11 protein-coding genes and 2 tRNA genes are annotated in these 13,212 nt (G+C 57.1%); 10 read left to right on the top strand and 3 right to left on the bottom strand.

The window, feature by feature from the left end; translation table 11 throughout:
* Positions 1-122: 122 nt before the first annotated feature.
* Both J4D97_RS04865 and J4D97_RS04860 read right to left on the bottom strand, forming a co-directional pair.
* A complete protein-coding gene (locus J4D97_RS04865) occupies positions 123-1,172 on the bottom strand; it encodes a FecR family protein (protein ID WP_208306610.1) in 1,050 nt (349 codons plus the stop codon).
* Positions 1,173-1,297: 125 nt separating this feature from the next.
* Positions 1,298-1,897, bottom strand: coding sequence for an RNA polymerase sigma factor (locus J4D97_RS04860; RefSeq protein ID WP_208306609.1), 600 nt, complete (start codon positions 1,895-1,897; stop codon positions 1,298-1,300).
* 374 nt (positions 1,898-2,271) lie between these two features.
* Here J4D97_RS04860 and J4D97_RS04855 point away from each other — a divergent pair.
* Both J4D97_RS04855 and J4D97_RS04850 read left to right on the top strand, forming a co-directional pair.
* Positions 2,272-2,347: transfer RNA gene (locus J4D97_RS04855), tRNA-Gly, on the top strand.
* An 82-nt stretch (positions 2,348-2,429) separates the two neighbouring features.
* Positions 2,430-2,512: transfer RNA gene (locus J4D97_RS04850), tRNA-Leu, on the top strand.
* Between the two features lie 64 nt (positions 2,513-2,576).
* Here J4D97_RS04850 and J4D97_RS04845 read toward each other — a convergent pair.
* Entirely contained in the window at positions 2,577-3,614 is a 1,038-nt protein-coding gene (locus J4D97_RS04845) for an LLM class flavin-dependent oxidoreductase (protein WP_208306608.1), read from the bottom strand.
* A 230-nt stretch (positions 3,615-3,844) separates the two neighbouring features.
* On the opposite strand from J4D97_RS04845, the gene J4D97_RS04840 reads away from it, so the two are divergent.
* The 8 genes from J4D97_RS04840 to J4D97_RS04805 all read left to right on the top strand — a co-directional run bounded on the left by J4D97_RS04840 (position 3,845) and on the right by J4D97_RS04805 (position 13,202).
* Positions 3,845-4,279, top strand: coding sequence for a hypothetical protein (locus J4D97_RS04840; RefSeq protein WP_208306607.1), 435 nt, complete (start codon positions 3,845-3,847; stop codon positions 4,277-4,279).
* A 154-nt stretch (positions 4,280-4,433) separates the two neighbouring features.
* Positions 4,434-4,676 (top strand): heavy metal-binding domain-containing protein, encoded by a 243-nt coding sequence (locus J4D97_RS04835; RefSeq protein WP_208306955.1) that lies wholly within the window; start codon positions 4,434-4,436, stop codon positions 4,674-4,676.
* Between the two features lie 88 nt (positions 4,677-4,764).
* Positions 4,765-6,048, top strand: a complete 1,284-nt coding sequence (locus J4D97_RS04830) for an efflux RND transporter permease subunit (RefSeq protein WP_208306606.1) — start codon at positions 4,765-4,767, stop codon at positions 6,046-6,048.
* A 40-nt stretch (positions 6,049-6,088) separates the two neighbouring features.
* Positions 6,089-7,978: an efflux RND transporter permease subunit gene (locus tag J4D97_RS04825; protein WP_208306605.1), complete on the top strand. Its 1,890-nt coding sequence runs from the start codon at positions 6,089-6,091 to the stop codon at positions 7,976-7,978.
* 163 nt (positions 7,979-8,141) lie between these two features.
* Positions 8,142-9,386 carry a TolC family protein gene (locus J4D97_RS04820; protein WP_208306604.1) on the top strand — a complete coding sequence of 415 codons (1,245 nt, stop codon included), beginning with the start codon at positions 8,142-8,144 and terminating at the stop codon, positions 9,384-9,386.
* 45 nt (positions 9,387-9,431) lie between these two features.
* On the top strand, positions 9,432-10,691 hold the full coding sequence (locus J4D97_RS04815; protein ID WP_208306603.1) for an efflux RND transporter periplasmic adaptor subunit: 1,260 nt from the start codon (positions 9,432-9,434) through the stop codon (positions 10,689-10,691).
* Between the two features lie 77 nt (positions 10,692-10,768).
* A complete protein-coding gene (locus J4D97_RS04810) occupies positions 10,769-12,031 on the top strand; it encodes an efflux RND transporter periplasmic adaptor subunit (protein WP_208306602.1) in 1,263 nt (420 codons plus the stop codon).
* Between the two features lie 196 nt (positions 12,032-12,227).
* Positions 12,228-13,202 (top strand): AAA family ATPase, encoded by a 975-nt coding sequence (locus J4D97_RS04805; RefSeq protein ID WP_185281502.1) that lies wholly within the window; start codon positions 12,228-12,230, stop codon positions 13,200-13,202.
* Positions 13,203-13,212 lie beyond the last annotated feature (10 nt).

Raw genomic sequence — 13,212 nt, 5'->3', positions numbered from 1 at the left:
GGTAAAAAAATTATTGTAGTGGTTGTGGGAGTGAGCGTGCTAGTGTGCTGCTTAGCAGATAGGCATAGCAGTAATCAGAGGCAACAGAGAAGTGAAAGGCCATTGCGAGTTGTATCGAAAGCTTAAAGTGTGCAGCCATCACTGTGGAATAGAATTCGAGCATTGTCAGCAGGAGAATAGCTAGCGCCGAGCGCCTTGCTGAGCACATCCAATCTATCGTAGAGCGATTCTGACTCCTGATAGAAAGTAATGGTGATGGTGCAGTTAACTAGTTTAGCCTCATCATATATAATCTCAACTCCGTACGCCTTCTCCAACGCCTGCAATACTTTGCTCACAGGTTGTTTATCAAAGGTGAAAGTCTGTGGAGTAAGGATTGCAGGATTTTGTACAAGCTGCTTACGCAGTGGGCGCGGCGTTAAAGCAGAATATGCTACCCGCTGGTTGGGCAGCAGTATGATGCCCTCAGCAGCGGGTTGCACAGGCGTGGCACTCAGGTCGGCGCCGCGGCGTAGTTGCACGGATACGCGGCCTTCGTGCACTGCTACCTCATTTTTATGCCCTGCATAGGCTTTCACCCGGAAGCTGGTACCCAGCACAGTCGTCACTAGCTGATCGGTATAGACCAGAAAGGGCGCATCAGGATTTTTGGCAACCTGAAAAAAAGCTTCGCCCTGCAACCGAACCTCGCGGCGCGGACCCGTTAAACCAGCCCTGTATTGCAGGCCACTGCCTGGGGATAGTGTAACGCGGCTGCCGTCCACCAGCGTAAGTAGCTCAATGTTTTTTCCCTTGTTGTGGTGCTGCGTCCACTCAACGGCCGTTGTAGAAGGTACAGGCGCCGATTCCCATTTCTGAGGCAATACGATTGCCAGCGCTACCCCAACTACTAGCAATGCTGCCGCTACCCAACGCATTACTGGCATGCGCCAAAGGGAGGTTGAAGGGTGGAGTTCTTTAACCGGAGGCGTATTACTGAGGCTGTCCTGCGTGAGGTGCTCAATCTGTTGCCACATAGCGGCACGCACTTGTTCATGTTGCGTGGGTGGCAAGACCAGATTCTCCGGCTCCCCAAGCTGGTTGCTCCACTGCTCTATCAACGCTCGTTCGCCGGGCCGGCTGGTGCCGTCGAGGTAGCGTTGGAGCAACTCTTCAAATTCAGCTTCAGTCATAAGAATAAGCCCGAGGTAAGCGTCTAAAAAGGAAGACGCCTATCTCGGGCTTACCCCTAAAGAGGAGGCAAACTTTTTTCAAGCAACTACGCCAGGTAGTATGGGCTTGTATACACAATTGCTTTTCAGCGAATAAAAAACAGGAGAGGAGCCAGCATAACCATGAACTCCCGCAAGTATAGGCGTAACAGCTTCAACGACTTAGTCAAATGATACTCTACTGTTTTAGACGTAACCCCCAAATGCGTTGCTATTTCCTCCACGGATTGGTGCTCCAATCGGCTCAGTTGGAACACTTGCTTTGATTTTTCGGGCAGGAGTTCTACACCTCGCAGGAAAGCGGCCGTTAAATCACTGGCAGCCAGCGCTTCTTCAGTTTCGTGCGTCGTCTCAATTTGTACGGTATGGCAGTAGGCTGCGTAGTGCGTTCGGACTCGATAAGCTCGAATGTAGCTTAGTACCCGATGGTTGATGGCTGCCAGCAAATAATGGTCTAGCTGTACAATGGTCTTTTCGGCCCGCTTGTGCCAGAGGGCGGCAAACAACTCCTGTACTAATTCCTCTGCCGTTTCTCGCGATTTTAACTTTCGGTAAGCCAATGAGAATACCCGGTACCAGTACCGTTCATACACTTCAGCAAAAGCTCCCCGGTTGTCTAAGGCTACTGCTTGCAATAAAGCAGCATCGGTCCAAGAAGCATAAAACCGGATAGGTGGAGAACTCACAAATAGAGATGAGGAAGAGAAAAGTACGGAGAGAGATAAGGTGGTATGATAAATATACTGATTTATAATAAAATAGTAATACTGTTAAATGCAGCTTAGACACTGTAAATACTGGCTATTCGGAAAGCATAGAATACATGAACTCAATACATATCTATGACGATATGTATTGGCGACGTGTGGATACGCAGATAGTAGGAGAGAATTTTCAAGCACTTCTTTACATTTTTGGAAAATTTTTCTGCTTGAAAATCAGCTGAAAACAGCTTTTTTGCAGTGAAATAGAAGGTTTTTTTACAGCAGGCGCTTGACTTCAGAAATTCTTCTTCTACCTTTGTCACATCAAAACGCCGGTAACGGTGTTGAGACTAAAAGCGAGAGTAGCTCAGTTGGTAGAGCGCGACCTTGCCAAGGTCGAGGTCGCGAGTTCGAACCTCGTCTCCCGCTCCAAACAAAAAGACGTTGCTTTACCAGCAGCGTCTTTTTTGTTTGCACGTAGTAAGTATTGTTGCTGGTAGGTATAACTACTTGAGCCAGAGTGGTGTAATGGTAGCCACGAGGGACTTAAAATCCCTTGTCTTCACGGACGTACGGGTTCGAGTCCCGTCTCTGGTACTAGTAAAAAAGCCCTTTCATTGAAAAATGAAAGGGCTTTTTTGTGTCGCTTCTTCTACTGTTCCTAACCTGCTACTGCGTCAAGCGGCTGGCGAGTCACTATCTGAAGCGCATCGGCAAGCAACTGGTAGGAGTACACGCGCGCTTCGTGGTCGAAGATATTGGAGACGGCCATCAGCTCGTTGACTTGCGTGCGGTCAACGAATTCTTGGAGCTCTGCTTGTAGCGTAGCTTTGCCGCCAATGAAGGAGTAGGCCAACATCTGCTCGACCATGTGCTGCTGGGCCGGTGACCAGAAGGGCTGCATGTTTTTCACGGGCGGTTGCAGCGGGGCAGGATGGCCGGCTACTACGCTCAGCATAAAGCGTTGCAAGGAAGTGGATAGCCACTGGGCCTGGTCATCGGTGTCGGCGGCTATTACGTTCACGCAGGCAATAACGTAGGGTACGGCCAGCGTAGCAGAAGGTCGGAACTGCTGTCGGTAGATCTCTAGGGCGGGCAATAGCTGTGCCGGCGCAAAGTGGCTGGCAAAGGCGTAGGGTAGGCCCAACTCTGCGGCTAGGTAGGCGCTATCGGTGCTGGAGCCTAAGATGTAGATCGGGATGTCGAGGCCCTCGCCGGGCATGGCGCGCACGGGGCTGGAGCTATTGGAAGCAGAGAAATAGGTTTGTAGCTGCTGAATATCGCGCGGAAAATCCTGCACGGCCCCAAAACGGCTGCCCCGAATGGCTTGGGCCGTGCGTTGGTCGGTGCCGGGGGCGCGGCCCAGGCCCAGATCGATGCGGCCCGGATACAGCGAGGCCAGCGTACCCATTTGCTCGGCTACCACTAGCGGCGCGTGGTTGGGTAGCATAATGCCGCCCGAGCCTACCCGTAGAGAGGTAGTACCCCCAGCAATGTGACCAATCAGAATAGGTGGCGCTGAGCTGGCTACGCTCACCATATTGTGGTGCTCGGAAAGCCAGTAACGGGTATACCCCATGGCCTCTACCTGCTGGGCCAAGTGCAGGCTATTGCGGAATGTGTCGGTAGGCGTGCTTCCGGCAAGGATGGGTGCCAGATCCAGCACGGAAAAAGCAACGTAAGAAGTATCGGCTGTCATAATTCGGAAGGAAAAGGAGGCTGGCGGACGGCATCCGAATAGGACCGCAGGCAAAGCCTCATGAAGGTTGTACCTGCTCAACAAAAAAGAGACGCTACCGGTTGCCGGAAACGCTACGAGGCTGGATGTAGCCAAAGAACTGTACCACGCCAGCACGATTCCGTACCTGCACAACCGGAACGACTTGCCTATCTTTGCGGTTGAGTACCGGGCACTGCCCCGCACACCCTATGTTCCAACTCTCTGCCCTTATGCGACGCCTGACGGCGGCTACTTTTCTGGTAGCCTTCCTCAGCATGTTCGCGGGGCGGTGCTTCTGCGGCCCGGTAAGCAGTGAGGTGAAAGCGCCTAAGATGACGTGCTGCACCAACATGGCCGGCAAGCAGTGCGAGGGGATGAGCAAGACTGGCCATTCGTCTGGCAGCACCGACAAGTCGGATTGCGAGACGCCGGTAAAAGCCTTTTTTGCCGCGCTAGCCGGCCCGCCCAGCCACGATGTGAGCGTCGATGCGCCGCTGTGGATGGTGCTGCCGCCTACCTTCAACTTTGAGTTTGCGCGCTACGTGCGCTGGGAGCAGGCCCGGCCGGTAGCCTTGGTGCCCCGGCGGCACCTGAAGCCGAAGATTCCAGATATCCGGGTCTTTACCCATTCCTTGACTATTTAAGGTCGATTTCGCACGCGCTGCCGCCGTGGGTTTAGCTCTGCTATGCCCGCGGCGGCAGCGCGTTTTTGTGCGCTAAGACGCTGTAGCAAGTAGGCGCTGTACGGCCTCCCTCTTCACGTTTCTCATTCACTTTCAACCTTTTTCACTTATGCTGATGAAATCTGCATTCCTTTCTTTCGTGGCCGCTGGCCTATTCCTCGTGAGCAGCTGCGGCGCTGATAACAAGCCTGTAACGGTAGGCGCCGAAGGCCCTGGCGACAACATGGAAACCACCACAACCGATACCACGGCTACCCCCGCCACCGCCGGAACCTACGTGTGCCCCATGCACCCCGAAGTGACCAGCGACAAGCCTGGCGACTGCCCCAAGTGCGGCATGGCCTTGGTGAAGCAATAAGGTAGCCACTAGCTGATAGCTGCTAGCTATTGGCTTCTGTTCAACAAAAAGCTGATAGCCATCAGCTGGTAGTCAACAGCTCAAAAACATGGTAGAAAAGCTGATTTCGCTTTCGTTGCGCAACCGGGTGCTGGTGCTGCTGCTGGCAGCAGGGCTGTTTGGGTGGGGCGTATACGCCCTGCGCCGCAATCCCATCGACGCCATTCCGGACCTCTCCGAAAACCAGGTGATTGTGTTTACGGAGTGGAGCGGGCGTAGTCCGCAGGTGCTGGAGGACCAGGTGACCTACCCGTTGGTATCGAACCTACAGGGGATTCCGAAGGTTCGGAATATCCGGGGCACGTCGATGTTTGGGATGAGCTTTGTGTACCTGATTTTTGAGGATGAGGTAGACCTATACTGGGCCCGCTCGCGGGTGTTGGAGCGCCTCAATTACGCCCAGCGCTTACTGCCCCAGGGCGTGACGCCTACCCTCGGCCCCGATGGGACGGGGGTAGGGCACGTGCTCTGGTACACTCTGAAAGCGAAGGGTATGGACCTGGGCGAGCAGCGTGCCTTACAGGATTGGTACGTGAAATTTGCACTACAAACGGTGCCTGGCGTGAGCGAAGTGGCCTCGTTTGGCGGCTTCCAGAAGCAGTGCCAAATTACCCTCGACCCTACCAAGCTCAACTACTACCGCATCCCGCTGCCTGATGTGTTGCGAGCCGTGAAGTCGAACAACGACGACGTGGGCGGGCGCAAGTTTGAGATGAGCGACATGGGCTACATCGTGCGGGGGCTGGGCTACATCGAGAATATCCAGGACGTGGAGAATATGCCCGTGGGCACCTACCAGTCTACCCCTATTCGCATCAAAGACGTGGCCACTGTGCAAATGGGCGGCGACCTGCGCCTGGGCATCTTCGACGTGAACGGCGAGGGCGAAGCCGTGGGTGGCATTGTGGTGATGCGCTACGGCGAAAACGCCGACAACGTCATTCAAGCCGTGAAAGCCAAGATGCAGGAGGTGGAAAAAGGCCTGCCGCCGGGCGTGAAATTTGAAATTGCCTACGACCGAAGCACGCTCATTGAGCGGGCCATTGCCTCGGTGCGCGGCACGCTGGTGGAGGAAATGGTGACGGTGTCCTTGATTGTGCTGCTGTTCTTGTTTCATGCCCGCAGCGCGCTCATCATCCTCATCCAAGTGCCACTGTCGATTGCCATTGCGTTCATTTTGCTGGAAGCCTTCGGCGTGTCGTCCAATATTATGTCGCTCACTGGCATAGCTCTCGCCATTGGGGTGATTGTGGACGACGGCATTGTGGTGGTGGAGAATGCCTACCGGCATTTGTCGGAAGCGCAGCAAGCGGAAGAAGCTACAAGTAGCTAGCCTTAGCTCTAGTTAAAAATTATAGATCGAGAGTCCTAAAATGACCAGCGAAGAACGTAACCGAATTATTGAGCGGGCCTGCCAGCAGGTAGGGCCGGGCGTGTTCTACTCGTCCATTATTATCGTGGTGTCGTTTCTGCCGGTGTTTTTGCTCACGGGGCAGGAGGGCAAGCTGTTCGCGCCGCTGGCTTGGACCAAGACCTTTATCCTGCTCGTTGATGCCTTTATTGCCATTACGGTAGGGCCGGTGCTGGTGAGCTTCTTGCTGAAAGGCAAGCTGAAGCCGGAGGGTAGCAACCCGGTAGGGCGGACGCTGGAGCGCGTGTACGCGCCGGTGCTGGCTTGGTGCCTGCGCTGGCGCAAAACCACGCTGGGCATCAACATCGTGGCCCTGCTCATCAGCATTCCGATGCTCCTGAGCCTGGGCACGGAGTTCATGCCACCGCTCGATGAGGGTAGCATCCTGTTTATGCCCGTAACCCTGCCCGACGTGTCGAACCAGGAGGTGAAGCGCATTTTGCAGGTACAGGACCGCATCATCAAGCAAACGCCGGAGGTGGCGCACGTGCTGGGCAAGGCGGGTAGGGCCAACACGGCCACCGACAACTCGCCGCTGTCGATGATTGAAACCATCATTCTGCTCAAGCCCCGCGACGAGTGGCGCGCTGGCATGACCAAGGCCAAAATCGTAGACGAGCTGAACCAGAAACTCCAGATTCCGGGCGTGGTGAACGGCTGGACGCAGCCCATCATCAACCGCATCAACATGCTCTCGACCGGCATCCGCACCGATGTGGGCGTGAAGGTGTACGGCCAAAACCTGGATTCTATCTACCGGCTTTCCACCCGCATTCGGCAGCAGCTGGCGGGTATTGAGGGGGTGAAGGACTTGTATGTGGAGCCGATTACGGGTGGTAAGTACCTCGATATTAAAGTGAAGCGCGACGAAATTGGGCGCTACGGGCTGAGCGTGGACGACGTGAACCTGCTGGTGGAGTCGGCGCTGGGTGGCATGGAGCTGACTACCACCATTGAGGGTAGACAGCGTTTCAGCGTAAATGCGCGCTTTGCCCAGGACTTCCGCAACAGCCTACCCGCCCTGCAGCGCCTGCAAGTGCAGACCGCCAGCGGCCCCATCCCGCTGTCGTCGGTGGCCGATATCCGCATTGCGGAAGGTCCGCCGATGATCAACTCCGAAAATGCTTTGCTGCGCGGCACCGTGCTGTTCAACGTGCGCGACCGGGACCTGGGTAGCACCGTGGCCGAAGCCCGCCAGCGCCTAGAAACCATGATGGGCAAGCTGCCGAAAGGCTACTTTCTCGATTGGAGCGGGCAGTACGAAAACCAGCTCCGCGCCACCCAAACCCTCAAGCTGATTCTGCCGCTGGTGCTGGCCATCATTTTCGGGGTGCTCTATTTCACGTTTGGCTCGCTGAAGGAAGCCTTTTTTAACCTCGTGACAGTGCCGTTTGCGCTGATTGGCGGCGTGTTCATCGTGTATTTCTACGGTGTGAATCTGTCAGTAGCGGTGGCGGTGGGCTTTATCGCGCTATTCGGGTTGGCCGTGGAAACCAGCATCCTGATGGTGATTTACCTCAACGAAGCCATGCAGAAGCTGGTGGCCGAAAAAGGCAACTCCCGCGACACCATCACGCCCGCCGACATCCGCAGGGCCGTGATGGCCGGCGCCGCCCAGCGCCTACGCCCTAAAATCATGACGGTTTCGGTGTCCTTATTCGGGCTGGTGCCGGTGCTGTGGTCCACGGGGGTAGGGTCTGATGTAATGCTGCCCATTGTGCTCCCGCTGATTGGCGGCGTGTTCACGTCCTCTATTCACATTCTATTGGTCACGCCAGTGGTGTTCGAGATGACCAAGGAATACGAATTGCGCAAACATGGCCGCATGGAAATCCCAGTGGCCCGGCATTGATGGAAAGAAGTAAGAACGTCATGCTGAGCGCAGCGGAGCGAAGCCGAAGCATCTCGCGTGCTGATGGCAGATAGTAATTACCAGGAGCACGCGAGATGCTTCGACTCCGCTGCGCTGCGCTCAGCATGACCGCCTTTTTTCTGCATTTCAGACGATTGTATATATGAAACGCTTCCTGCTTTTCCTGCTTTTCCTACCCCTCACCACCCAGGCCCAACTGCCGGAGGTGTTGCTATTGGACACTATCCTGGCCAGGGTAGAGCGCGTGCACCCGCGCCTGCGCCAGTACGACGCCCAAGCTAAAGCCGCCGACGCATACGCCGCCGGCGCGCGGGTGTGGATGGCGCCCAGGGTAGGGGCCGGCCCCTTTATGGTGCCGTATAGTGCCAACCGCCGCGGCGAGGATATGGGTATGCAGTCGGGAGGCTCGGTGATGGTGATGGCCGAGCAAGGCCTACCCAACCGTGCCCGTCAGCGCGCTAACGAAAGCTACCTGCGCAGCCAAGCCAACGTGGACCGCGAAACCCGCGCCTACACCCGCAACCAGCTGCGCGCCGACGTGAAGCAGAACTACTACGACTGGCTGATGCTGCAAAAGAAGCTGCACGTGCTGGAAAAAACCGAGCGCCTGATGGAGTTTGCGCTTCGTAGCATCGAGCTCCGCTACAAATACGGCGGCGAAAAACTTAGCGACGCCTACCGCGCCCAGGCCGCGCTTCAGTTGCACCACGTGGAGGAAATGGAGCTGGAAGGTCAATTGAAAGAGCGCCGTGCTAACCTGAACACCCTGCTGGTGCGCGACCCGCAAACCCTGTTCTACATCGATACCACCTACCACCTGCGCGCCCTCGACCGCAGCCTCGACACCACCGAGCTGGCCCAGGCCCGCAGCGACGTGCGCGCCCTGGATCAGTCGCTGGTACGCAACCAGTTGCAGCAGCAGTTGGAGCGCACCGCCGCCCGGCCCGAGTTTGCCGTGCAGGCCCAGCACATGCAGGGGCTGGGCAGCATGCCCAACCAGTACACGGTGCTGGGTACCATGTCGGTGCCGTTTGCGCCGTGGGCCTCGCGCCAGTACAAGGCCAATGTGGCGGGCATGCAGCTGGAGGCCCAGGCCCTGCGCGAGCAACGCGCCGATTTGCTGAACCAAGCGGCCGGCAAAGTAGAAGCGCTGAACGCCCGCCGCCGCGCCCAGTACGAGCAGGTGCTCCTATATAAGAAGAACGTGCTGCCGGCCGTGCTCAAAAGCTACCGCGCTACCCTGCTGGCCTATGAGCAAAACACCGAAACCTTCTCGGCGGTGCTGCAAGCCTGGGAAACCCTGCGCAACACCCGCCTCGCCGCCGTTGACCAAGAGCAGCAGCTCTTGCAGCTGCAAGTAGAGTTTGAGCGCGAACAGGAACAGTAGGGGCGCGTTGCACGCGCCCATCGTTGCACGATTTTGATTGATACCATGGTCTATCTACTTGATTTTCTGATGCGAACGGGTAGGCACGCGCAACGCGTTTCTACCGCCTTGCTCCTGTTGCTACTGATTGCCGGCTGCTCTACCAAACAGTCACCCGAGCACACCCACGCCACGGCTGAAGAATATTACACCTGCCCCATGCACCCCGAGGTGGTGCAAGACAGCCCCGGCAAGTGCCCGGTATGCGGCATGTTCCTGGTGAAGAAAACCACCGGCCCGGCCGTTGATGCCGATACCAGTGCCCTCCCTACCCCCGCCAGCAGTGCCGTTACCCCCACCGACGTGCAATTAGTGCACCCTACCTTCGCGGCCGAAACAACGACCATCACCGCCCCCGGCGTCATCAGCTACGACCCGCGCCAGTTCGAGCGGGTGTCGGCGAGGGTAGGCGGGCGCATCGAGCGGCTGTATGTGCGCTACCGCTTTCAACCCGTAAAAAAAGGGCAGAAGCTCTACGACATTTATAGTCCGGAACTGCTAACGGAGCAACAGAACTTGCTTTTCATCCTGAAAAACAAGCCCGTTGACGAGGCACTGCTGACGTCCTCACGGCGCAAATTGGAGCTACTAGGCCTAACAACCGGACAAGTAAGGGCCGTTGAGAAAAGCGGCCGGCCGCAGCTGCGCATCAGCGTATACAGCCCAGCCAATGGTTACGTGACGGAGGTAGGGGCTGCGGCTGAGGCTGACGGTGCGTTGGAGCAAGCCGGTCCGCTGGGCATCCAAGAGGGCGATTACGTGCAAACTGGTCAGCCCGTGTTGCAACTCATCAATACCACTACGGTGTGGGCGTTGCTGCAAGTGTATGCCACCGATTTGGCGCACGTGCAACCTGGCCAGGACGTGGAGATTACGCTGAACGATGCGCCTCAAGCCGCGCCGCGCCAGGGCAAGGTAGCGCTGGTAGAACCACTCATCACCAGCGCCGAGCCAACGGCTACGGCCCGCGTCTACCTATCTAATAGCGGGCAGCAGCTCAAAATCGGACAGCTTGTAACGGGGCGGATTCAGCCCGCCACGCAAGCAACCGGCCTGTGGGTGCCCACCGCGGCTGTCCTCGACCTGGGCACCCGGCAGGTTGTGTTCCGGCAACAAGACAATCAGCTACAGCCCGTAGCGGTGGTAACGGGTGCCCGCACCGGCAACCAGGTACAAATCACGCGCGGCCTGACCACCCAGGACCAGATAGCCGCCAATGCGCAGTACCTGACAGATAGTGAGAGTTTTATCGAACCGGTTCTATAACTGAATTCCTGCAAGACCTTTTCGTCAGAACACTGCGAACCTCTGCGCCTACCTCCGCGAACCTCTGCGAGAAAAACATGAAATACACGCTGCTTTTACTGCTATTCTTCGTGGCCTGCCGCCAAGCCACGCCAGAGGCCGATTCTGCTACGGTGCCCGAAGCTGGCCCCACGCCCAACCCAGCGCTGGCTGCCACGGCGGAGTCGTATTACACCTGCTCCATGCACCCGCAAATCCACGAGGACGAGCCCGGCGACTGCCCCATCTGTGGCATGGACCTCATCAAGGTGCAGCACCAGTCGGGCACTACCACGGCGCGCACCATCCGGCTCAGCGCCGAGCAGGTGCGCCTAGGCGGCATCAAGGTGAGAAAGGTAGGAGAGCAGCCAACGGCCACTGCGGCGGCCGGTACCGGCTTGGCACTCACAGGCCGCGTGGTGCCCAACCCCGAAAATATCACCCAGGTAAGCGCCCGCGTGCCCGGCCGCATCGAGCGGCTCTACGTGCGCAACCCCGGCGAAACCGTGCGCGCCGGCGCGCCGCTGTTTGCGCTCTACAGCGAAGAATTGCAGAAGGCGCAGTTGGATTTTCTACTCGCCACCGCCCAGCAGCGCGAGCTGTCCGGCGCCGATAACATTGACTACGCCCCGCTGGTAGCCGCTGCCCGCAACCGGTTGCAGCTTTGGGGTTTCACGTCGAATCAGCTCCGGCAATTACTTCGGGCTGGCAAGCCGCTAAACCCAGTGCCATACTTCAGTTCAAAAAGCGGCGTAGTGCAGGAAGTAGCCTTGCGTGAGGGCGACTACGTGCAGGAAGGCACGCCCATCTTCTCTCTCGTCGACCTGAGTACAGTGTGGGTGGAAGCGCAGCTTTACGCCACCGATGCCGCCGTGCGCGCCGGGCAGCCGGTTACAGTCACGTTTCCGTCGTTGCCGGGTAGGGAGGTGACGGGGCGCGTGAGCTTTGTGAATCCTGAGCTGGCCGATAGCAAAGTAACCTTGGTGCGCGTGGTCCTACCCAACCCGCAACGCGCCTACACGCCAGGCTTGCAAGCTGTGGTGCGCATGGCCCCTACCTCACCCCAAGCCCCAGCGGCGGTAGGCGCACTACGCGTGCCTATGGCTGCCGTGTTGCAGGAGCAAGCCGGCAGCAGCCTGTGGGTGCGCCTACCCAATGGCAGCTATGAGAACCGCGAAGTAGAACTTGGTAAGCAGACAGGCAGGCAAGTCGAAATTCTCTCGCACCTGACAGCCGGAGAGGAGGTAGTGGTAGATGGGGCCTACCTGCTGCACAGCGAGTATATCTTGCAGAAGGGTGCTTCCCCACTGACAAGGCAGTAAAGACACAAAATAGCGTGTCTAGTCGTTAGCTCCATTGTTGCGCATCTTCCGGTGAACCCTGACAGGGTTAGCTACCGCTGCCGTTCAACAACGAGACAGAAAATGTTGTGTCTCTACCAGTAATAGCGCAACTTTCTGCGTTACACGTTCTGCTGCCGTATCTTTCGCGCCTTCTTATTCCTGCCCCTCACCGCCTATGTCTACCCCAGATCCCGAATACTACCGCCAGAAAATTCAACAGGTGTTTGCCGAAGTGGGCAATGTGGTGGTAGGCCAGCAATACATGGTCAACCGGCTACTGATTGGCTTGTTTACCGGCGGCCATATTCTGCTGGAAGGTGTGCCGGGTCTGGCCAAGACGCTTACCATCAGTACACTATCAAAAGTGCTGCACCTGCACTTTCAGCGCGTGCAGTTCACGCCCGACTTGCTGCCTTCCGACCTCATCGGCACCATGATTTACAATCAGAATCAGTCGGAGTTTGAGGTAAAGAAGGGGCCGATTTTCGCCAACCTGGTACTGGCCGACGAGGTGAACCGCTCGCCCGCCAAGGTGCAGAGCGCCCTGCTAGAAGCCATGCAGGAAAAGCAGGTGACCATCGGCGAAACTACCTACCCCATCGATCTGCCGTTTCTGGTGCTCGCTACGCAAAACCCTGTGGAGCAGGAAGGTACTTACCCGTTGCCCGAGGCCCAGCTCGACCGTTTCATGTTGAAAGTGTACGTCGATTACCTTAAAAAAGCCGATGAGTTGGAGGTGATGCGCCGGATGGCCAACATGAGCTACGTGGAAGCCGTGCAGCCGGTGCTCACTAAAGAGGACATCTTCGCCATTCGGACGCTCATCAATCAGGTGCAGATTTCCGAGACATTGGAGAAGTATATCATTGAGTTGGTATTCGCTACTCGCAAGCCTGCTGAATACGACCTGGCCGAGTATGCCCAATACGTGCATTTTGGGGTGAGTCCGCGGGCCAGCATTGCCCTGCACCGCGCCGCCAAGGCCGTAGCTTTCCTCAACGAGCGCGACTACGTGCTGCCCGAAGACATCAAAGACGTGGCCACCGACGTGCTCAACCACCGGATCCTACTCAACTACGAAGCCGAAGCCGACGGCATCCGCACCCAGGATTTCATCGAAGCCATCCTGCGCAAAGTGCCGATTAGCTAACAGCAGTTCA

It is taken from the genome of Hymenobacter defluvii, assembly GCF_017589435.1.
Lineage (GTDB): Bacteria > Bacteroidota > Bacteroidia > Cytophagales > Hymenobacteraceae > Hymenobacter > Hymenobacter profundi.
The sequence above is the reverse complement of the archived record's forward strand: the minus strand, read 5'-3'. Positions and strand labels throughout refer to the sequence as shown.

What these genes read in the sequence shown, in the direction of transcription:
- J4D97_RS04865 (WP_208306610.1), bottom strand. Translation starts at nt 1,172, where the DNA reads ATGACTGAAGCTGAATTTGAAGAGTTGCTCCAACGCTACCTCGACGGC.
- J4D97_RS04845 (WP_208306608.1), bottom strand. Translation starts at nt 3,614, where the DNA reads ATGACAGCCGATACTTCTTACGTTGCTTTTTCCGTGCTGGATCTGGCA.
- J4D97_RS04840 (WP_208306607.1), top strand. Translation starts at nt 3,845, where the DNA reads ATGTTCCAACTCTCTGCCCTTATGCGACGCCTGACGGCGGCTACTTTT.
- J4D97_RS04835 (WP_208306955.1), top strand. Translation starts at nt 4,434, where the DNA reads ATGAAATCTGCATTCCTTTCTTTCGTGGCCGCTGGCCTATTCCTCGTG.
- J4D97_RS04830 (WP_208306606.1), top strand. Translation starts at nt 4,765, where the DNA reads ATGGTAGAAAAGCTGATTTCGCTTTCGTTGCGCAACCGGGTGCTGGTG.
- J4D97_RS04825 (WP_208306605.1), top strand. Translation starts at nt 6,089, where the DNA reads ATGACCAGCGAAGAACGTAACCGAATTATTGAGCGGGCCTGCCAGCAG.
- J4D97_RS04820 (WP_208306604.1), top strand. Translation starts at nt 8,142, where the DNA reads ATGAAACGCTTCCTGCTTTTCCTGCTTTTCCTACCCCTCACCACCCAG.
- J4D97_RS04815 (WP_208306603.1), top strand. Translation starts at nt 9,432, where the DNA reads ATGGTCTATCTACTTGATTTTCTGATGCGAACGGGTAGGCACGCGCAA.
- J4D97_RS04810 (WP_208306602.1), top strand. Translation starts at nt 10,769, where the DNA reads ATGAAATACACGCTGCTTTTACTGCTATTCTTCGTGGCCTGCCGCCAA.
- J4D97_RS04805 (WP_185281502.1), top strand. Translation starts at nt 12,228, where the DNA reads ATGTCTACCCCAGATCCCGAATACTACCGCCAGAAAATTCAACAGGTG.